Consider the following 20460-nt stretch of genomic DNA (forward strand, 5'->3'; position numbering starts at 1 on the left):
AAGTCAATAGATACAGTGGTATAGGTTGCTTGGTGCGGTCTGAGGTCAGCCGCCGGCTTCCAGTCGGAAGCCGCAACGATACCCGCTGATCAAAGTCCTTTGCGCCCTTCGCGCCTTTGCGGTTCAGTCTTCTGAGAACCGAGCATTAGAACTCCAACCCCTTGACCTTGCTGCGGAAGTCGCGGGTGACGGCCTCGAGGTCCTGGTCGCTGGCGATCACCCTGGGGGTGAGGATGACCACCAGCTCGGTGCGGTTGGCCTTCTTGCTGCGCTCGCCGAACAGGGCGCCGGCGATCGGCAGGTCGTAGAGCCCGGGGACGCCCTGCTTGCCGTCCTCGCGCTGGTCCTGGATCAGTCCGCCGAGCACTACCGCCTGGTTGGAACGCACCGCCACCGAGCTGGTGATGTTGCGGGTCTGGAAGGTGGGCGAGTCGAGGTTCGAGCTCTCGGTGGTGGCCACGGTGCTGACCTCTTGCTCGATCTCCATCTGCACCATGCCCCCGGGGGTGACGCGTGGTTTCACCGACAGCATCACCCCGGTGTCGCGGTACTCGATGCTGTTGACGATGCGGTCGGTGGTCGAGGTGCTCTGCTGCTGGGCGGTGGCCACCGGCACCTGCTGGCCGACCTGCATCTTCGCCGTCTGGTTGTCGAGCACCATCACCGAGGGCGAGGAGAGCACGTTGACGAGGTTGCGCCCGGCCAGTGCGCTGAGCGTGGCGCGAATGGTGTCGGGGCGCGAGATCACCGACCAGGTGAAGCCGGGGAAGATGGCCCCGATGCCCGAGTCCTTGGCGCCGTCGAGGGTGCCGTCGAGACGGAAGTTGCTGCGCTGGTCGGCGGTGGCGAGGCCGAAGAAGTCCCACTGCACGCCGTATTCGAGATTGCCGGTGAGGGTGATCTCGACGATGGTCGCCTCGACCAGCACCTGCAGCGGGACGATATCGAGCTGCTTGAGCGCGTCGAGGATCTTCTGATAGTCGCGGGCGCTGGCCTTGATCAGCAGCGAGTTGTTGACCGCGTCGGCGACGATGCTGACCCCGGTGTCGAGACGGTGGGCGCGGGCCCGGGGGCGGGCGCTCGCGGTCTCGCCACCCTCGCCGCCGGCATCGAGGGTGACCCGCTCCATCCCCGGGGCCACCGCGCCGAGGCTGCGCTGCCCCTCGCCCCGACCGCCCCCGAACAGCTCCGAGAGGATCTCGGCGAGTGATTCGGCGTTGCCGTGACGGACGCGATAGACGAACAGCCGCTCGGTCGCCTCGCCCGATGCCTCGGCCATGTCCAGACGCTTGATCCAGTCGCGCGCGCGTTCGACATAGCGCTGCTGCGGCGAGACCACCAGCAGCGCGTTGGCGCTCTCGATCGGGACGAAGCGGAACACCCCGTCGAGCGCGCCGCCCTCCTTGGTGTCGAGCAGGGTGGTGAGCTGCTCGACCACCGCCTCGGCCTTGGCGAACTCGAGCATGAAGAAGCCGACCGAGAGCCCGGCCATCCAGTCGACGTCGAACACCCGGATGGTGTCGAGCAGGTTGGCCATCTCCGGGCCGGTGCCGGCGAGCACCACCAGGTTGCGCTGGGTGTCGACCCGGAGGATGCTGCCCTCGGGGGCGAGCGGCTCGAGGATGCGCCCCATCTCGGCGGCGCCGATATAGCGCAGCGGTATCACCTGGACGCTGTAGCCGGCCGGCAGCGCGCGGCTCGATTCGCCGAGCTGGGGCACGACCTGGCCCTGTAGCGCGTTGGTCAGCGGCAGGATCTGGTAGCCGCCGCCGTGCTCGACCAGTGCCGCGCCGTTCATCCGCAGCAGGGTCTCGAGGGTCGCCAGCAGGTGCTCGCGTCGCAGCGCCTGGGCCTGCAGCGAGACCTCGCCCTGTACCGCGGGATGGAGCACATAGTCGCGCTGCAGCACCTCGCCGAGGATCACCCGTACCACCTCGCGGATGTCGGTACGCTCGAAGTTGAGGGTGACCTCGCCCGGGGTGGTGTCGACCTGGGGGCGGGCGATGCGCTGCACCACGGCGCCGTTGCCGGGGTCGATGAAGTCGCGGGTGCGGGCGCGGGTGTCGCCGTCGCCGAGCGCGATGGTGGTGGCGCTGGTACCGCCACGGTGCTCGCCGCCGCGCTGGCGATCGGCATCGACGACGTGTCCGGCCGGGTCGCCGACCCTGAGCGTGGGGTCCCAGTCGGCGCGCTCGCAGCCACCGAGCACGAGCAGGACCAGCAGCGTCAGCAACAGGGCGCTGGTGGTGCGTGGTCTGGGGTCTGCGTCCATGGGACCTCGGGTCTCGATCTGGCTTCCTGGATCAGGGCCGTGACGACGGTGACGGGCGCCGGTCGGGTCCGTCGGGCGTCGCCGCTGGTGCCGCGCCAGGCCGGGTGAAGTCGCGCAATGGTAGCCGATCGGCCCGGCCCTGTCGCTCGAGCAGGAGGTGGTCGGGGTGGATCGCCGAGACCCTCCAGTCGCCCAGTCGATCGCCGATCTCGACGCGCTGGCTGTCGCCGCCGTCGTCGGCGATGCGCACCCAGGCGGCGCGCTGACGGGGGGTGATCAGGACCGTGGTGAGGGTGAGGCGTTCGAGCGCGATCGCCGCCCGGTGCTGTTCGGCGCTTGCCTGGACGGGGGCCGGGGGTGGGGGAGGGCGACGGTCGGGACGAAACAGCGGTCGTTCGAGCACCTCGGCATAGTGCGCCCGGGGCGGCGGCGCGAGCCGTGCGGCGAGCGGCTCGTCGGCGTGTTCGGTCACCGTCGCCCGAGGGGCCGGGGTGGGCAGCGGCGTGCGCCAGTCGTGCCACTGCCAGACCAGGACCCCGCCGAGCACGAGGTTCGCGATGAGCGCGGGCGTGCGGCTCATGTCTCCTCCCCGCGCACGAAACCGAATACGTCGAGCCGCAGCATCAGCGCCCCCTCGGGCGCGGTGGCCAGTGACGGGGGGGCGGCGCGACTGGCGCGCAGCCGCTGCTCCGGCTGTGCCGCCGAGCGCGCCGAGAGCCGCTCGACGAAGAGCAGGGGGCGGGCCTGTTCGATGCGGTAGAGGATCTCGAACAGGGTCGCGGTGGTGCCCTGGATCTGGGCGCGGACATGGAGGCGGGTGGGTGCCTCGGCATCCGCGCTGGTGGCCGGCAGGAGCTGGACGCTGATCAGTCGGCCGCGGGCGGCGGCGATGATCTCCTGGAGCTGGCGCTGCAGTTCGGCGCCGGCGATCGTCTCGGTGGCGGCCTGGACATAGAGCCCGGCGAGCGTCGGATCGGTGCGTACCCGTTCGAGTTCGGTGCGCAGCACCGGGAGCCCGGCGGCGATGCGCTGATAGCGCGCGAGCCGGTCCTCGGCGCTGGCGATGCGTGCATCGAGCGCGTCGAGTGTGAGCCACCAGGGCAGCAGCGTCAGCGCGAGCAGGCCGGCCAGCAGCGACCCGGCGAGTCCCCAGACGAGCAGGCAGTCGGTGCGTCCCCGCGTCATGGTGCAGGCTCCGCCGCCTCCAGCCGGAAGGCGAGGTTGAAGCGCTCCTTGCCGTTGCGGTCGATCTGGACCACCGGCGAGCGGAATCGCACCGAGGCGATCCCGGGGGCGCCTTCGAGCAGGGCGATCAGCGCCGTGGCGCTCGCCGACTCACCGGTCAGCTCGACCTGGCGACCGTCGAACTCCAGGCTCTGCACCCAGGTGTCGTCGGGGAGGCGGGTGCTGAGCGCGCCGAGCAGTTCGAGCGCGCGGGGCTGGAGACGGCGCTGTTCGAGGGCGACGAGACTGCCCTGACGGGCCTGTTCGAGCGCCTGGCGCACCCGGTCGCTCTCGAGCGCCTGGGCGCGCGCCGCCCCGAGCGCCTGCTCGAGCTGCGCGAGATGGGCATGACGCTGCCACAGCGGGGACGCCAGCGCCGCGATCAGCAGCGCCAGCGCGAGCCAGCCGTCGGTCCCGAGTCGCGGCGGCCGACGACGGGGACGCCGATGCGGTGGGAGCAGGTTGGCGCCGCGCCAGGCGCCGTTCCAGTCGATGCGCTCGACCGTGGCTCCGGCCCGCGCCAGCCGCGCGAGCCAGTCCTCGAGCGGGGCGCGCGGACAGAGCGCGAGCTCGACGCGGATGCGTGCGGCGCGCTTGGCCGTCGGCAGCAGCCGCGCATCATAGAAGAGCTGGTCGGCGGGGAAGGGCGAGAGCCGGTCGAGTTCGTGGTGGAGCACCTCGCTCAGGCGCGGTCTGACCTGGGCGGGGAGCGAGAGCTCGCGGCGCAGCACCGCGGTCTCGGGCAGGCGCAGCGTGGTGCGACGACGATGGTCGGCGAGTGCCTCGGGCAGCCGCTCTTCGGTGTCGAGCGTGAGGCTGCCGACCGGTTCGCGGGCCTCGCCGCGCAGCTGCGTCAGTCGGGCCTGGCCGTCATCGGGCTCGATCAGCAGTCTGCGGTTGCGATCGATGAGCGCCCGACGCAGTCGTTCCGGCAGGCAGCGGGCGATCCGGATACGGGCGGGCTGGAGCCGCGCATCGAGTGCGTCGAGCCAGTGTGCCGCGGTGCGATGGCGGGGCTCGCGGGTGTCGGTCTGGGCCATGAAGAGGGGACGATCCTGGTCGGTCTGGCGGTCGCGGCGGGGCAAGTGTAGATCGATTGCGTGGGCGTCGGCCAGCATGCGCGACCGCTGGTCGATGCCTCGGTCTTGACAATTGCGCAGGGTGGGTGTGCGTGGTATCCTCGCGCGTTTACTGAATTTTCCACAGCCCGAGCCGGGCCAGAAGGGTCAGCCATGAAAGAAGGAATCCACCCGGAATACGCCGAAGTCAAGGTGGTCTGCAGCTGCGGGAACGAATTTGCCACCCGCTCCACCTTGGGGAACGATGTCATGCAGGTCGAAGTCTGCTCCGCCTGCCACCCGTTCTACACCGGTAAGCAGAAGGTGATCGACACCGGCGGTCGCGTCGACAAGTTCCGTCGTCGCTACGCGCGCTAAGTCTCGCGCCGCCCGCGTCGTCCCCGCTCCGCCGCGCCGCACCTCTCGTGCTGGCGCGGAGTTCTCCCGCTCCCCATGCCCGGGTGTCCTGCACGCCTGAGGCCGCGTGCGCCATCGTGCGCGTCGCCCCGACTCCCCCTCGCGATCTCAGCACGGCCCCGCGTGGGCGCCGGCGCGCTAGGCTACGCGCGCGCGAGCGGAACGCCTCGCAGTGGAGTCCGCGCCGTTTGACTCGCGGGCCGGGCGCGAACATGATTGTTCGCTACGATCGCCCCAGTGGCACCCTGAACAATGTTGTTTGTTGGAGACCAGCAGTGACCGATCCCGAGAGCTTCGCCCATCACGACGCGGACCTGAACAAGCAGGCGCTCGCCTATCATGCCGAGCCGCGGCCCGGCAAGATCGGTATCGAGGTCACCAAGTCGGCCAGCACCCAGCATGAGCTCTCGCTCGCCTATACTCCGGGCGTTGCCGAGCCGGTGCGCCACATCCACGACGATCCCGAGAACGCCTACCGCTACACCAACAAGGGCAACCTGGTGGCGGTGATCACCGACGGCAGCGCGGTGCTCGGCCTGGGCAAGGTCGGCGCACAGGCGAGCAAGCCGGTGATGGAGGGCAAGTCGGTGCTGTTCAAGCGCTTCGCCGACATCGACTGCTTCGACATCGAGGTCGAGGCCCGTCACCCCCAGGCCTTCATCGAGACCGTGGTGCGCATCGCCCCGACCTTCGGCGGCATCAACCTCGAGGACATCGCCGCGCCGCACTGCTTCGAGATCGAGCAGGCGCTGATCGAGCAGCTCGACATCCCGGTGTTCCACGACGACCAGCACGGCACCGCGATCATCATCGCCGCCGGTCTGCTCAACGCCCTCGAACTCCAGGGCAAGTCGCTTGCCGAGGCGCGCATCGTGGTGCTCGGCGCCGGTGCCGCGGGGATCGCGGCAATCCGTCTGCTGCTCGCCCTCGGCGCCCACCGCGACAACATCTTCGCCATCGATCGACAGGGTGTGATCCATGTCGGTCGTCAGGACCTCAACCCCTACAAGTTCGGCATCGCCGCCGATACCGAGCGCCGCACCCTGGCCGACGCCATGGACGGGGCCGATGCCTTCATCGGCGTCTCGGGGCCGGATCTGGTCACCGCCGACATGCTCGCCTCGATGGCGCCGCGTCCGGTGGTCTTCGCGCTCTCCAACCCGGTGCCCGAGGTGCGTCCGGCGCTCGCCCGCGAGGTGCGCGACGATCTGATCATGGCCACCGGTCGCTCGGACTACCCGAACCAGATCAACAACGTCCTCGGCTTCCCCTTCATCTTCCGTGGCGCGCTCGACGTGCGTGCCTCGCGGATCAACGAGAGTATGCAGATCGCCGCGGTCGAGGCGCTGCGCGCCATCACCCGCGAGCCGGTGCCGGCCGAGGTGCTCGCCGCCTACGAGGGGCTGGAGTCGCTGGAGTTCGGCCCGGACTACATCATCCCCAAACCCTTTGATCCGCGTCTGCGCGAGCGGGTGTCGGCCGCGGTGGCCCGTGCCGCCATCGAGAGCGGTGTCGCGCGTGCCCCGTATCCGGCGCACTATCCCGGCTGAGCCCGCAGCGGGCGCGATCTCCGTCCCATCCATCCACTGAGCGGCGTGCCAGCCCCGAGAGGAGGCTCGCCGCTCACCGACGGGAGACAAGCGACGTGAACAAGATCAGCATCGTTGGTGGGGCCGGCCGAGTCGGCGAGACGACCGCGCAGATCCTGGCCGAACAGGAGCTGTGCCGGGAGGTGGCGCTGCTCGACGTGAACGAGGGCATGAGCGAGGGTGTGGCGCTCGACATCGTTCAGACCTCACCCTTCTTCAAGTTCGACAGCCGGGTGATCGGCAGCGATGACCCGAGCATCCTCGCCGGCTCCGATCTGGTGGTGATCACCGCGGGGCAGGCGCGCAAGCCGGGGATGTCGCGCTCGGACGTGCTCGAGGCCAACGTGCGGGTGATCGACGCGGTCACCGACGAGATCATGACCCACGCCCCGGATGCGATGATCCTGGTCGTCTCCAACCCGGTCGACACCCTCACCTATCGCGTCGCCCAGCGCACCGGCTGGGACCGGCGGCGGATCTTCGGTCAGGCCGGGGTGCTCGACGCCTCGCGGATGGCCGGATTCATCGCCCAGGAGACCGGCTTCTCGGTGCGCGACATCACCACCATGGTGCTCGGCGGCCATGGTGACACCATGGTGCCGGTGTCGCGCTTCTGTACCATCAACGGCATCCCCCTCAGTCATTTCCTTCCCGAGGAGCGTATCGCGGCGATCATGGAGCGCACCCGCAAGGGTGGCGCCGAGATCCTCGCGCTGCGCAAGAACTCCAGCGCCTACGATGCCCCCGGTGCGGCGGTGGCGACGATGATCGACGCCATCGTGCGCAACCGACGTCGGCTGCTGCCCTGTGTCGCCATCCTCGATGGCGAGTACGGCGAGCGCGATATCGCCATGGGCGTGCCCTGCGTGCTCGGCTGGCAGGGCGTGGAGCAGGTCGTCGAACTCGACCTCGAAGCGACCGAGCGCGCCGACTTCGACCGCTCGGCGGCCTCGGTGCGCGCCGATATCGAGCGACTGCGCGAGATCAGCTGAAGACCCCGGGCCGCGCGTGCGCGGCCCTGCTTTTCGAACCGACCATTCGCGGACGTCCAGTCGGACGGATGCCGGGGCCGGCCCGAGCGCGGGCGGTCCCCTCGGGCGATACGCGAATCCACCCAACCATCCACCGGCCCCGCGACCAGGCGTCCCGGGACCGCTCAGGAGCGAGCCTATGGCGAACGATACCGTCACCATCAACAACAACGCGACCGGGGAGCAGTTCGAGTTCCCGTTGCGTCGTGGCACCGTGGGTCCGGCCGCGGCCGACATCTCCTCGCTCTATAAGGAGGCGGGCATCTTCACCTACGATCCCGGCTTCATGTCCACGGCCTCCTGCAACAGCGCCATCACCTATATCGACGGCGAGCAGGGCATCCTGCGCTATCGCGGTTATCCGATCGAACAGCTCGCCACCAAGGCGAGCTTCCTCGAGGTCGCCTATCTGCTGCTCTACGGCGAGCTGCCCAAGGAGCAGGAGCTCGATAACTTCGAGGGTGTGATCACCCGTCACACCATGCTCAACGAGAACCTCAAGGACTTCTTCAAGGGGTTCCATCACGACGCCCACCCGATGGCCATCCTGGTCGGCGTGGTGGGCTCGCTCTCGGCCTTCTATCACGACTCGCTGAGCGTCCACGACGAGCGCCACCGCGAGATCTCCGCGCACCGGCTGATCGCCAAGGTGCCGACCATCGCCGCCGCTGCCTACAAGCACAGCATCGGCGAGCCGATCATGTATCCGCGCAACGACCTGCGCTACTGCGCCAACTTCCTGCGGATGATGTTCGCCACCCCGTGCGACGACTACGAGCCCGAGCTGATCGCCGAGAAGGCGCTCAACCTGCTGTTCATCCTCCATGCCGACCACGAGCAGAACGCCAGCACCTCGACCGTGCGTCTGGCCGGCAGCTCCGGGGCCAACCCCTTCGCCTGTGTCGCCGCCGGCATCGCCTCGCTGTGGGGTCCGGCCCACGGCGGCGCCAACGAGGCGGTGCTCGACATGCTGCTCGAGATCGGTGACGTCAAGGAGGTCCGGCGCTTCATGGAGAAGGCCAAGGACAAGGACGACCCCTTCCGGCTGATGGGCTTCGGCCACCGTGTCTACAAGAACTACGACCCGCGCGCCAAGATCATCCGCGAGGTCTGTCACCAGGTGCTCGAAGAGGTCGCCGACGTCAACAACCCGCTGTTCGAGCTGGCGATGGAACTCGAGGAGATCGCCCTCAACGACGACTACTTCGTCGAGCGCAAGCTCTACCCCAACGTCGACTTCTACTCCGGCATCATCTATCGCGCACTCGGCATCCCGCGCAACATGTTCACGGTGATGTTCGCGGTGGCGCGCACCGTCGGCTGGGTGTCGCACTGGATGGAGATGATGTCCGACCCCAACAACCGCATCGGTCGTCCGCGTCAGATCTACTGCGGCCCGGACCAGCGCGACTACCTGCCGATCTCGCAGCGCTGAGCGCCCATCGCGCCCCGTCCCGCCGTCGGGACTGGGGCGCGTGTCGATTCCGCCCTACAATATCCCCCGATCCATCAACCCGAGCCTAGCGGCAGCAAGCACATCATGTCCGACTCCGAGCGTTTCGCAGACCTCCTCCAACAGTTCGATCAGGCCAATCCGCAGTCCGTCAAGGGCGAGCCCAAGGTGGGCGAGCCGGTGAGCGGCACCCTGATCGCGATCGACGGCGAGTACGGCCTCGTCGACCTCGGCGCCAAGTCCGAGGGGCGCATCGAGCTGGCCGCCCATCGCGACGCCGAGGGCCAACTCAAGCTCGAGATCGGCGATCGCATCGAGAGCAAGGTCAGCGGCAAGGATCCCGAGAGCGGCATGCTGCTGCTCGGCACCCAGCACGGCCAGCGCTCCCACGGCATCGAAGAGGTCGAGCGCGCCTATCAGGCGGGACAGCCGGTGCAGGGCCAGGTCAGCGGCGCGGTCAAGGGCGGGCTGGAGGTCCAGGTCGCCGGGCTGCGCGGCTTCTGTCCCGCCTCCCAGGTCGATGTCCGTTTCATCGAGGATCTCTCCGAGTTCGTCGGCCAGCGTCTCGACTTCCGCGTCACCAAGCTCGAGGGCGGGCGGCGGCCCAACCTGGTGCTGTCGCGCCGCGCGGTGCTCGAGGAGGCGCAGCGCATCCAGGCCGAGGAGACCCGCGCCAAGCTCGTCGAGGGCGCGGTGCTCAGCGGCACCGTCACCTCGCTCAAGGACTATGGCGCCTTCGTCGATCTCGGCGGGATCGAGGGCATGATCCACGTCAGCGAGCTGGCCTACGGCCACATCAAGCACCCCAACGAGGTGCTCACCCAGGGGCAGGTGGTCGAGGTCGCGGTGCTGCGCATCGAGCCGGCCACCGCAAAGCGGCGCGAGCGTATCGCCCTGTCGGTCCGTGCGCTCGCGCGCGATCCCTGGCTGGAGGTTGCCGATCGTCATCCGGTTGGCAGCTTGGTCAGCGGCAAGATCTCGCGGCTGCAGCCCTTCGGCGTCTTCGTCGCCATCGCCCCCGGGGTCGACGGTCTGATCCACATCAGCGAGCTCGGCGCCGGACGGCGCATCAACGACCCGAGCGAGGTGGTCAAGGTCGGTGACGAGGTCGAGGCGACGGTGATCGCGATCGATCGCGAGCGCAAGCGCATCAAGCTCTCGCTCGATGCCGAGCGCGCCGCCGAGGCGGTGGTCGACGCCAGCGCCTATGCGCCCAAGGCCCGCAAGGGGCAGGGCGAGGAGAAGGCCATCGGCAGCTTCGGCGAGCTGCTCAAGGCGCAGTTGCAGAAGGACTGAGGTCCGTGGCGGGCGCCGTCCGGCGCCCGTCGCCACGCACAACACCAACGAGAAGAGAGGGACCCATGCAACGTCGTGACTTCATCAAGGGGGTGGGTGTCGGTTCGCTGGCGCTCGGCGCGGCCGCCACCGGGGCGGCGCACGCCAAGGCCGAGTATCGCTGGAAGATGGTCACCACCTGGCCGAAGAACTTCCCCGGGCTCGGTACCGGCGCCAACAAGCTCGCCGAGCTGATCGGCGAGATGAGCGGCGGGCGCATCGCGGTGCGCGTCTACGGCGCCGGCGAGCTGGTCCCCGCCTTCGAGGTGTTCGATGCCGTCTCGCGCGGCACCGCCGAGATGGGTCACGGCTCGGCCTACTACTGGAAGGGCAAGAGCGAGGCCGCGCAGTTCTTCTCCACCGTGCCCTTCGGCATGACCGCCCAGGAGATGAACGCCTGGATCTACTACGGCGGCGGACTCGAGCTGTGGCAGGAACTCTACGGCCGGTTCGGTCTGGTGCCGGCGCCGGCGGGCAACTCCGGGGTGCAGATGGCCGGCTGGTTCAACAAGGAGATCAACTCGGTCGACGACCTCAAGGGGCTGAAGATGCGCATCCCCGGTCTCGGCGGCGAGGTGCTGGCGCGCGCCGGCGGCACCCCGGTCAACCTCCCCGGCGGCGAGCTGTTCACCGCGCTGCAGAACGGCACCATCGACGCTACCGAATGGGTCGGTCCCTACAACGACCTCGCCTTCGGTCTCTACAAGGCCGCGCGCTACTACTACTATCCCGGCTGGCACGAGCCGGGCACCATCATGGAGGCGATGGTCAACCGCGAGGCGCTGGAGTCGCTGCCCAAGGACCTGCAGGCGATCGTGATGAACGCCTGCAAGGTGATCAACCAGGACATGCTCGCCGAGTACACCGCACGCAACCCGGTGGCGCTCTCGACCCTGGTCGACGAGCACGGCGTCGAGCTGCGCCGTCTGCCCGATGACGTCATCGCCAAGCTGCGCGGCCTGGCCGACGAGGTGGTCGCCGAGATCGCCGAGCGCGATGCCTTCTCGGCCAAGGTCTACACCTCCTATCGCAAGTTCCTCGCCCAGGCCCGCGAGTGGAGCGCGATCTCCGAGCAGACCTACCTGCGCGCGCGCGACCAGGTGTGACCGGGCACGCCGCCGGGGCCGGGGGCGGCGCGCCGCCCCTCGGGCTCTATATCCATCTGCCCTGGTGCGTGCGCAAGTGCCCTTACTGCGACTTCAACTCCCATCCGGTCGCCGGTGCCGCGCTCGCGGCCTATGTCGAGCACCTGCTCGCCGATCTCGACCGTGCGCTCGCCGTCCCCGAGGCACGCCGTCCGGTGGTCTCGATCTTCATCGGCGGCGGCACCCCCAGCCTGCTCCCGGGGTCAGCGGTGGCCCGCCTGCTCGACGGCGTACGGGCGCGCCTGACGCTCGCCCCCGATGCCGAGATCAGCCTCGAGGCCAACCCCGGTACCGCCGAGGCGCGGCGCTTCGCCGCCTATCGCGAGGCCGGGGTCAACCGGCTCTCGATCGGGGTGCAGAGCCTGGAGGCCGAGCGGCTCGTCGCGCTCGGGCGCATCCACTCCCCGGAGGAGGCGCGCGCGGCGGTGACGATGGCGCGCGCGGCGGGCTTCGACAACCTCAACCTCGACCTGATGTTCGGCCTCCCCGGACAGACCCCGTCGCTCGCGCGCGACGACCTCGAGGCAGCGCTCGCGCTCGCGCCCGAACACCTCTCCTACTACCAGCTCAGCCTGGAACCCGGTAGCGCCTTCCACGACGACCCGCCGCCGCTGCCCGACCCCGACCTGGTGGCCGACATCGCCGCCGCCGGGCAGGAACGGCTCGCCGCCGCCGGGCTGGCGCGCTACGAGGTCTCGGCCTACGCACGCGCGGGGCGGCGCTGCCGTCACAACCTCAACTACTGGCGCTTCGGCGACTATCTCGGCATCGGCGCCGGTGCCCACGCCAAGCTCTCGCGCTGGCGCGACGGACGGGTCGAACGGGTGTGGCGCGAGGCGCGCCTGGCCGACCCCGAGGCCTATCTGGGTGCCGCGCCCGAGGCGCTGATCGCGGAGCGGCGGGTGCTCGATGCCGATGACCTGATCGTCGAGTTCGCGCTCAACGCGCTGCGGCTGGTCGAGGGCTTTGCGCCGGCGGACTTCGTCCGCGCCACCGGGCTACCGGTGACGCGCCTGGCCGCCCCGCTCGAACGTGCGCGCGCGCTGGGACTGATCGAGCCCGATCCGGCTCGGGTGGTACCGAGCGCGCGCGGGCGCGACTTCCTCGACGATCTGGTCGGGCTGTTCGTCCCGGGGGACGACTGAGCCGCCCTCAGGGCAGCAGGGTCGAGCCCGGCAGCAGGGTCTCGAACAGCTCCACCACCTCCAGGTTGATCGCCTCGGGCATGCCGTCGAGCGCCGAGTCGACCAGCCCGAGCGCGCGTGCCTGGGCGTGCAGCAGCTCGGCGTCGGGCGCGCGCCCCTCGAGCAGACAATCGCGCAGCTCGCGGGCGATGCGCTCGGCGGCGCCGAGGATGGCGGCGTCGCGTGTCCGCTCGGCGGTGCTCGCGCGCTCCGGGTGGAGGCGGCAGGCGATCGGCTCGCGGATCGATTCGGGGAAGTGCCAGTGCGCGAGCAGCGCCGCGCTCACCGCGTCGGCGTCGAAGCCGAATTCGGCGCGCTCGGCCTCGGTGAGCGTCGCGCCCTTGGTGTCGACCTGCTCGAGTACCCGCAGATAGCGCTCGGGGCAGCGCGCGAAGAACACCAGCCGTCCCAGCCCGTGCAGCAGCCCGGTGATGAACAGCCGCTCGCCGTCGTGCCTGCCGCTACGCATCACGAGCTGGCGCGCGGCGATCGCGCAGGCGATGGCATGGAGCCAGAAGCGTTCCATGTTCACCCGCTCCGGCGGCAACCCCTTGAACATCTCCACCGCGCAGGTGGCGAACACCAGATCGCGCAGTGCGCGATAGCCGATCAGTCCGATCGCCTGACCGACCGTCTCCACCGCCTGTACCTGGCTGCGCCCGGCGCTGTTGACCAGCCGCAGCAACCGCGCCGAGAGCGCGGGATCGCAGCGCATCACCTCGGCGAGATCGGCTGGGGTGGTCTCGGGGTGGTCGATCAACTGATTGAGCCGCAGCGCGACCTCGGGCAGGGAGAACAGGGTGTCGATATCGCGGACCAGGGTATCGGGGTGCATGTGACTCGGCTCCGGCTGCGGTGACGGGGCGCGTGTCCGGCGCGGGGCCGCACGCGCGTGCGCTCCTCTGGCCCCAGGTCCTTGTGCACCCTGGGTCGGGCGGTGGTGACGCGCCGGGGTGCGTGCTGGAGCCGTCGGCTCAAACATACTGGATGCGCCGGGGCTGTGGTAGGGGCGGTGGTCGGTGTCAGCCGCCGGCGAGGCGGCGATAGAGCGCGAGATACTGATCCATGATCACCGCGCGGCCGAACTCGTGCTCGACCCGCTCGCGCCCGCGCGCCACCAGCGCGGCGCGCAGCGTCTCGTCGCCGAGGGTCTCGCGGATGCCGGTGGCGAGCGCCGCGGCGTCGGCGCAGGGCACGCACCAGGCGTCCTCGCCGTGACGGGTGAGTTCGCGCGCGCCGCGGAACTCGGCGGTGACCAGGGGGCGCCCCCAGCTCCAGGCCTCGAGGATGACGTTGCCCAGGGTCTCGGCCTCGAGCGAGGGGAAGACCACCAGATCGGCCAGTTGCAGATAGGGTCGGGGATCGCGCTGCCAGCCGGCCCAGACGATGCGTTCCTCCTGACCGAGCTGGCGCGCCTGGGCGCGCAGCGGTTCGGCCAGCGGGCCGTCGCCGACCATCACCAGACGCAGCGCTCGTCCGGCGATGCGCTCGGGCAGCGCCGCGAGCGCCGCGAGCAGGTGGGCCTGCCCCTTGACCGGGACGAAGCGCCCGAGCGTGACCAGCACCCAGGCGTCATCGGGGATGGCGTGATGCGCGCGCAGCGCCGCGACCGTGTCGGCTGCGACCGGCACCGCCGGGTCGGCGAAGTTGTAGATGTGATGGACGCGGTCGGCGGGCAGCCCCTGGCGCACCATCCAGTCGCACAGCCCGCGGGTGTTGCCGATCCAGCCGTGGGCATGGCGATAGGGCGAGAGCTTGTAGTAGCCGCCGAGCCGGGCGAGATGGATCGGGCCGCCGCGCGGCGAGAGCCGCGTCAGCCGGGTGGCGCGTCCCATGTAGGTCTGCACGATCTCGGGACGGCGCCGCGCGATCAGCCGCGAGAGGGCATGGCGCGAATAGGGGTCCCAGGTGGTGAGGAAGGGCAGGCGGTGACAGGCCAGAGCGCCGAGCGGGTGGCCGTCGAGCGCGCTGTCGCGGCGGATCGCCAGCTCCGCCGGCGCACCGCGCTCGGCGAGCGCCTCGGCGAAGCGGATGAACCAACGCTCGGCGCCACCGAGCGCCTTGCTGGCGACGATCTGCAGACTACTGGGGTCGGACATGCGGAATTCCTGAGGTCGAATCGGCTCGGACCGCGAGCGCAAGGGAAGGATCGAGCCGCGAAAGATTGAACCGCAAAGGCGCGAAGGACGCGAAGGGATCGAAAGTGCGCCTTTGCTCGGTGTTCAGCACGCCTTCATGCCTGATCGCGGTCTTTGCGGGTCGATGGTTGTTCGGTAAAGACGCCGAACCCAGCGGCGATCCCGCCGCGTGCTCGGCGTCTTCTCGCAGCCGTCATGGCCTGCGGTACTGGCGACTGGAGGCTGGGGGCCGGTCGCTGTCGGCGCTTGCGCCTGCCACTGAGCCTTGCCGTGACGCTTGATCCAGGCGCCGAGTCCGCGAAGCCGCGCATCCCTTTGCGCACTTCGCGCCTTTGCGGTTGTCATCTTCACGGTCGCCGGGCTTTTCGGGCACGTTTGATACCGGCGCGAAGTGCACAAAGACGATCATTCCTTTGTGCGCTTCGCGTCTTTGCGGTTGTGATTCCCAGCGCGCTCGGCGAGCAGTTCGCGGTAGACGGCGAGGTTGCCCTCGACCATGCCGTCGATGGAGAAGTCGCGGCGCATCAGCGCCTGACCGCCGGCGCCGAGCGCACGGCGACGCGCCGGGTCGGCGAGCAGGGCGCTGATCGCCGTGGCCAGCGCCTCGGCGTCGCCCGGCTCGACCAGTACCCCGTTCTCGCCGTCGCGCACCGCCTCGGGGATGCCGCCGGCGCGGCTGGCGACGATCGGTACCCCGGCGCTCGCCGCCTGCAGTAGCGACACCCCCAGTCCCTCCATCAGCGCCGGGTGCACCACCAGATCGAGACAGGGCAGGATCTCGGCGAGGTCGTCGCGGAAGCCGCACAGATGGACCCGGCCCTGCAGCCCCAGCGCGTCGATACGCTCGGCCAGCGCCGCCGCCTCCGGTCCCTGACCGAAGCAGCAGAGGTGCAGCCGGGGGTGGCGCGCGATCAGCGCGGGCAGGGTCTCGAGCAGGATCGCATGGCCCTTGCGCCGGATCAGCTGGGCGATCACCCCGACCATCAGCGCGTCGGCGGGTAGCCCGAGCCGGGCGGTGATCAGCGCCCGCGCGCAGGGCCCGGCATAGGGTGCGGGGTCGATCGCGCTGCGCACCACGCGCAGCCTGTCGGCCGCCAGCCCCTCGTCGCTCAGCACCCGGGCGATGCCCTCGGAGATGGCCACCACGCGGTCGTGCAGCCGGTACTTGAGCGCCACCAGCCAGCGCGGCTCGGGGTTGTCGACGCGGCGGGTGTGGATCACCGGCACCCCGCGCAGCCGCGCGGCGATGCCGCCCATGACGTCGGCGCCGATGCGGCTGTGCAGGTGTACCAGGTCGGGCCGGGTGCGGTCGATCAGCCGCGCCAGCCGCGCGGCCATCAGCAGGTCGGCGTCGCCGTGCATCGGCATGCCGTGGACCTCGGCCACCGGGGCCGCGGCCCGGGCCAGGTCGCAGCCGCGCGGACAGGCGAGCAGGTTGTGATGACCGCGCGCGTGCAGTCCGCGCAGCAGGTGCAGCACCTGGAAGGCGCCGCCGTAGAGATGACGCCCGCCCTCGACGTGGAGGACGCGCAATGTCCGCTCAGGGTTCGGCTCAGTCATCGGCGAGCAGCTCGCGGGCGGCCTCGACCACCGCCTCGACGGTGATCTCGCGCATGCAGTCGAAGCGCCCCTCACAGCTCGGATGGCGCTTGCACGGTGAGCAGGGGCGCGGGTGATAGAGCACCCGGGCGTTGTCGCGGGTGGTGTCGAGATAGGGACAGGTCGAGCCGAACAACAGCAGGCTCGGGGTGTTCATGGCGATGCCGATGTGGCCGAGCCCGGTGTCGACCGCCACCGCGAGCGCTGCGCGGTCGATCAGCGCGGCGGCCTCGGTGAGGCTGGTGGCGCCGGCGAGATCGAGCAGCGGCGCCTTGCAGCGCGCGACGATCCGCGCCGCCGCCGCGCGGTCGCCGGGGCCGCCGAGCAGTACCGGGACGAGCCCCAGCTCCTGGTGCAGCCGTTCGGCGAGGTCCGCCCAGCGCGACTCGATCCAGTGCTTCTGGGGCCGGGTGGTGAAGGGGCTGAGCGCGACCAGCCGCGCCCCGGCCCCGGCCGGCGCGACCAGCTCGGCGACGCGCGCGCGCTCGGCCTCGCCATGGTGCACCGCCATCGCGAAGGGCTCGACGGCGAGATCGAGGGTCCGGGCCAGGTGCAGATACTCGGAGCCGATGCGCTTGTAGGGACCGTCGCGCGCCACGGTGTGGGTCATCAGCCACTGGCTGCCCTCGCGCGAGCCCAGACCGATGCGCTCGGGCGCGCCGCTGAACCAGGTCAGCATGCCGCTCTTGAGCAGCCCCTGGAGGTCGATGGCGCGATCGAAGCGGCGCGCGCGCAACTCGGCGCGCATCGCGCGCAGCTCGCGCGCGAGCGTGCCCAGGCGACGCTCGCGCACCAGTCTGCGCCAGCGGTTGATCGGGCAGGGGATCACCTCGTCGAGGTCGGGGTGCTGGGCGAGCAGCGGCGCGCACTCGGGTTGGACCAGCCAGGCGATGTGGGCGTGTGGATGACTGCGGCGCAGTGCCGCGACCAGCGGCGAGGCGAAGACCACGTCGCCGATGGCCGAGAGGCGCACCAGCAGGATGCGCGGGGCGTTGGGATCTGGGCTTGGTGACATGTCGGTTGATCGGGTTCGGCGCAACGATGGTGTCCGGCCGGGGCGACCGGCGGGGTTGCTGATGGTCGTTATGATCCCAGAAATCGCCGGGCGCCGCGCGGCTGTCCGGACCCCGCCGGTTTTCGCCATAATGATGTCCATCCCGCCGGCCACGCGTCGGCCCACCGCCAGCCTCCGGACCCCGAGCATGACCCCAGCGACCCCCAGCCAGCCGAGCCCCCGCCCCGTGTGTCTCTTCATCCCCAGCTTCGGCGACGGCGGGGTGGAGCGGATGATGGTCAACATCGCCCGCGGGATCGCCGGGCACGGCCATCCGGTCGACTTCGTGGTCAACGACGCCGGGGCGCCCTTCGTCGACACCCTGCCGCCCGAGGTGCGGGTGCACGTGCTCGCGGCGAGCGGGCTGCGCGCGCGCACCCGTTTTCTCGCCGAGCTGGTCGCGCGCACCCGCCCGGCGGCGGTGCTCACCGCCAAGACCCGCGACGACCGGGTCGCGCTCGCGGTCAAGCGTCGGCTCGGCGGCGACACCCGCTACGTGCTGCGTCCCGGCACCGCGATGAGCGAGCGCTGGCGCGCCCGCGGCAAGGGCTGGCTGTGGCGCTGGCGCGAGACGCGCCGGCTGCGCGCGCTCTATCGTCGCGCCGACGCGGTGGTGGCGGTCTCCGACGGCGTGGCCGAGGACATCGTCGCCATCACCGGCATCCCGCGCGAGCGGGTGCGGGTGATCCGCAACCCCAACATCACCCCGGAACTGGCGGCACTGGCCGCGGCCGAGGTCGATCACCCCTGGTTCGCGCCCGGCGCCGAGCCGGTGATCATGGGGGTCGGTGGGCTGCGTACCCAGAAGGATTTCGAGACGCTGATCCGCGCCTTCGCCCGGGTGCGCGAGACACGCCCGTGTCGGCTGCTGATCCTCGGCGAGGGCCGTCAGCGCGAGCGCTTGCTGCGTCTGGCCGCCGAGCTGGGGGTGGCGGAGGCGGTGGCGTTGCCCGGGTTCGCGTCCAACCCCTATCGCTTCCTCGCCCGCGCCGCGCTGTTCGCGTTGTCCTCGCGTTGGGAGGGTTCGCCCAACGTGCTCACCGAGGCGCTCGCGCTCGGCACCCCGGTGGTCGCCACCGACTGTCGCAGCGGTCCGCGCGAGATCACCCGTGGCGGCGAGTACGGCCCGCTGGTCGCCGTCGGCGACGTCGCGGCCCTGGCCGAGGCGATCGAGCGCACCCTCGATCGGCCGCTGCCCGCCGAGCGGTTGCGCGAGGCAGTCGCCGAGTACCGTCTGGAGACCAGCGCCGGGCGCTATCTGGAGGTCTTCGGGCTGCGCTAGCCGGGCGCAGTCCGCCAATCGCGACCGCTGCCGACACCGGACTCGGCATCGGCGCGCGCCGCTGCCGCGCTGGTGCCGCGACCGTGGTGGCCGCAGTGCGCGCACTCGAGCAGATGGAAGCGCTCGGCGAGTCGATAGTGGGCGAGGTGGGGCTGGCCGCACTGCGGACAGGTCTCGGTGCCGACCCGACTGCGCGCCTTGTGCGCCTGCTCGGCGTCGCGGATGAGCTGGTGCAGCGCCGCCTTGGAGCGTCGGCAGGCCTGGGCCTTGGGACCCTGGCTGAGTTGTTCGAGGATCAGCGACTCCGGGGTCGCGCTGCCGCGGATGCCGTAAGCACCGGGGGCCGGGTGGGACGTCTCCGGGGTGTCGTCGCGTGGTTCTTTGGGGGAAGTCATGACGATTCCTGGCTGGTCGATGTTGACGGATGATCGGGGTGCGAACGGTCGGTGGCAAGTCGCACCGAGCGTCTCGTCAATGCTGGTCCTGCGTTCGTTCGTGGTGCTGCTATGCTTAACGCTCTGGACCCGATGGTGTTCCGATCGCAACCGCAGGAGCCTGTGTATGAGCAAGCGCATCACGACCGTCGCCGCGGCCTGTCTGGCCGCCGGTATCGGCCTGCCCCAGGGCGGCGAGGCCTGTACCCGCACCCTCTATGTCGGCGACGACGAGACGGTGATCACCGGTCGCAACATGGACTGGATGCAGTCGATGGAGACCGCGCTCTGGGTGTTCCCGCGCGGCATGGCGCGCGATGGCCGGGCGGGACCGGACTCGCCGAGCTGGGTGTCGAAGTACGGCAGCCTGGTCGCCTCGTCCTACGATCTGGCAACCAGTGACGGCATGAACGAGAAGGGGCTGGTGGCCAACCTGCTCTATCTGGCCGAGTCCGACTACGGTGAGGACGCCGCGCTGCCGCCGCTCTCGATCGCGCTCTGGGCGCAGTACGCGCTCGACAACTACGCCACCGTCGCCGAGGCGGTGCAGGGGCTGACCGAGCAGCCGCTGCGGGTGGTCGCCAAGGATCTGCCCAACGGCAAGCCCGCCGCGCTCCATCTCTCGCTCTCCGACCCCAGTGGCGATTCGGCGATCTTCGAGTACCTCGACGGCGAATTGGTCGTCCATCACGGCCCCGAGTACCGGGTGATGACCAACTCGCCGCCCTATGCCGAGCAGCTGGCGATCGATACCTATTGGCAGGGGGTCGGCGGTATGGCCTTCCTGCCCGGCACGGTGCGCGCCGCCGATCGCTATGCGCGCGCCTCCTTCCTGCTCGATGCGGTGCCCAAGTCGCTCGACGACGACTATCTCGACGCCGTGCCCAATCGTACCTATGCCAACCAGGCCGTCGCCCAGGTGCTCTCGGTGCAGCGCGCCGTCTCGGTGCCGTTGGGCATCAGCGTCGAGCACCAGCCCAACCTCGCCTCGACCCTGTGGTCGGTGGCCGCCGACCAGAAGAATCGGGTCTATTACTTCTCCTCGGCGACCACGCCCAACACCTTCTGGGTCGCGCTCGACGACCTCGATTTCTCGCCCGGGGCCGAGGTCAAGACCCTGCCGGTCGACGGCGGCTATGTCTATGCCGGCAACGCCGCCGCGCATTTCACCGCCGCCGAGCCCTTCACCTTCATGGACGCCTCCGGCAGCGACTGAGCCGGTGCGCCGGGGCCAGCGCGCCCCGG

The 20460-nt window shown here is 70.3% G+C and carries 18 protein-coding genes; 9 read left to right on the forward strand and 9 right to left on the reverse strand.

What is annotated here, in order from left to right:
- Window positions 1-145 precede the first annotated feature (145 nt).
- Genes gspD through EBL84_RS13010 form a run of 4 tightly spaced genes read right to left on the reverse strand, consistent with a single transcriptional unit; the run spans window position 146 to window position 4536 of the window.
- Window positions 146-2272 (reverse strand): type II secretion system secretin GspD, encoded by a 2127-nt coding sequence (gene gspD / locus EBL84_RS12995; RefSeq protein ID WP_123141201.1) that lies wholly within the window; start codon window positions 2270-2272, stop codon window positions 146-148.
- A gap of 31 nt (window positions 2273-2303) precedes the next feature.
- On the reverse strand, window positions 2304-2852 hold the full coding sequence (locus tag EBL84_RS13000) for a type II secretion system protein N (protein ID WP_123141202.1): 549 nt from the start codon (window positions 2850-2852) through the stop codon (window positions 2304-2306).
- Window positions 2849-3457 (reverse strand): type II secretion system protein GspM, encoded by a 609-nt coding sequence (gspM, locus tag EBL84_RS13005; protein WP_123141203.1) that lies wholly within the window; start codon window positions 3455-3457, stop codon window positions 2849-2851. The genes EBL84_RS13000 and gspM overlap by 4 nt, the downstream gene beginning before the upstream one ends.
- The gene (locus tag EBL84_RS13010) at window positions 3454-4536 is read right to left on the reverse strand and encodes a PilN domain-containing protein (RefSeq protein ID WP_148040300.1); all 1083 of its coding nucleotides are present in this window, start codon (window positions 4534-4536) and stop codon (window positions 3454-3456) included. The genes gspM and EBL84_RS13010 overlap by 4 nt, the downstream gene beginning before the upstream one ends.
- A 192-nt stretch (window positions 4537-4728) precedes the next feature.
- On the opposite strand from EBL84_RS13010, the gene rpmE reads away from it, so the two are divergent.
- The 7 genes from rpmE to hemW all read left to right on the forward strand — a co-directional run bounded on the left by rpmE (window position 4729) and on the right by hemW (window position 12669).
- Window positions 4729-4932: a 50S ribosomal protein L31 gene (rpmE, locus tag EBL84_RS13015; protein ID WP_005222923.1), complete on the forward strand. Its 204-nt coding sequence runs from the start codon at window positions 4729-4731 to the stop codon at window positions 4930-4932.
- Between the two features lie 314 nt (window positions 4933-5246).
- Window positions 5247-6521 carry a malic enzyme-like NAD(P)-binding protein gene (locus EBL84_RS13020; protein ID WP_123141205.1) on the forward strand — a complete coding sequence of 425 codons (1275 nt, stop codon included), beginning with the start codon at window positions 5247-5249 and terminating at the stop codon, window positions 6519-6521.
- 95 nt (window positions 6522-6616) lie between these two features.
- The gene (gene mdh, locus EBL84_RS13025; protein ID WP_123141206.1) at window positions 6617-7552 is read left to right on the forward strand and encodes a malate dehydrogenase; all 936 of its coding nucleotides are present in this window, start codon (window positions 6617-6619) and stop codon (window positions 7550-7552) included.
- Window positions 7553-7730: 178 nt separating this feature from the next.
- Window positions 7731-9026 (forward strand): citrate synthase, encoded by a 1296-nt coding sequence (locus tag EBL84_RS13030; protein ID WP_062274247.1) that lies wholly within the window; start codon window positions 7731-7733, stop codon window positions 9024-9026.
- 105 nt (window positions 9027-9131) lie between these two features.
- Window positions 9132-10340 (forward strand): 30S ribosomal protein S1, encoded by a 1209-nt coding sequence (locus EBL84_RS13035; protein ID WP_123141207.1) that lies wholly within the window; start codon window positions 9132-9134, stop codon window positions 10338-10340.
- A 65-nt stretch (window positions 10341-10405) separates the two neighbouring features.
- Window positions 10406-11485, forward strand: a complete 1080-nt coding sequence (locus EBL84_RS13040; protein ID WP_123141208.1) for a TRAP transporter substrate-binding protein — start codon at window positions 10406-10408, stop codon at window positions 11483-11485.
- A complete protein-coding gene (gene hemW / locus EBL84_RS13045; RefSeq protein WP_123141209.1) occupies window positions 11482-12669 on the forward strand; it encodes a radical SAM family heme chaperone HemW in 1188 nt (395 codons plus the stop codon). Before EBL84_RS13040 ends, hemW begins: the two co-directional genes overlap by 4 nt.
- 7 nt (window positions 12670-12676) lie before the next feature.
- Here hemW and EBL84_RS13050 read toward each other — a convergent pair whose 3' ends face one another.
- From EBL84_RS13050 to waaF, 4 genes are all read right to left on the reverse strand, one after another.
- Window positions 12677-13543 (reverse strand): HDOD domain-containing protein, encoded by an 867-nt coding sequence (locus EBL84_RS13050; RefSeq protein ID WP_123141210.1) that lies wholly within the window; start codon window positions 13541-13543, stop codon window positions 12677-12679.
- Between the two features lie 187 nt (window positions 13544-13730).
- A complete protein-coding gene (locus tag EBL84_RS13055; RefSeq protein ID WP_123141211.1) occupies window positions 13731-14807 on the reverse strand; it encodes a glycosyltransferase in 1077 nt (358 codons plus the stop codon).
- 444 nt (window positions 14808-15251) lie between these two features.
- Window positions 15252-16379 carry a glycosyltransferase gene (locus tag EBL84_RS13060; RefSeq protein WP_123141212.1) on the reverse strand — a complete coding sequence of 376 codons (1128 nt, stop codon included), beginning with the start codon at window positions 16377-16379 and terminating at the stop codon, window positions 15252-15254.
- 19 nt (window positions 16380-16398) lie between these two features.
- Entirely contained in the window at window positions 16399-17460 is a 1062-nt protein-coding gene (gene waaF, locus EBL84_RS13065) for a lipopolysaccharide heptosyltransferase II (protein ID WP_123141213.1), read from the reverse strand.
- A 187-nt stretch (window positions 17461-17647) separates the two neighbouring features.
- Between waaF and EBL84_RS13070 the strand changes: the two genes are divergently transcribed.
- Entirely contained in the window at window positions 17648-18781 is a 1134-nt protein-coding gene (locus EBL84_RS13070; protein ID WP_123141214.1) for a glycosyltransferase, read from the forward strand.
- Here the strand turns inward: EBL84_RS13070 and EBL84_RS13075 are convergent.
- Window positions 18778-19176 (reverse strand): hypothetical protein, encoded by a 399-nt coding sequence (locus EBL84_RS13075; protein ID WP_123141215.1) that lies wholly within the window; start codon window positions 19174-19176, stop codon window positions 18778-18780. The genes EBL84_RS13070 and EBL84_RS13075 overlap by 4 nt on opposite strands.
- 166 nt (window positions 19177-19342) lie before the next feature.
- On the opposite strand from EBL84_RS13075, the gene EBL84_RS13080 reads away from it, so the two are divergent.
- The gene (locus EBL84_RS13080) at window positions 19343-20431 is read left to right on the forward strand and encodes a linear amide C-N hydrolase (RefSeq protein ID WP_123141216.1); all 1089 of its coding nucleotides are present in this window, start codon (window positions 19343-19345) and stop codon (window positions 20429-20431) included.
- Window positions 20432-20460: the final 29 nt, after the last annotated feature.

It is taken from the genome of Marichromatium sp. AB31 (assembly GCF_003718685.1).
GTDB lineage: Bacteria > Pseudomonadota > Gammaproteobacteria > Chromatiales > Chromatiaceae > Marichromatium > Marichromatium gracile.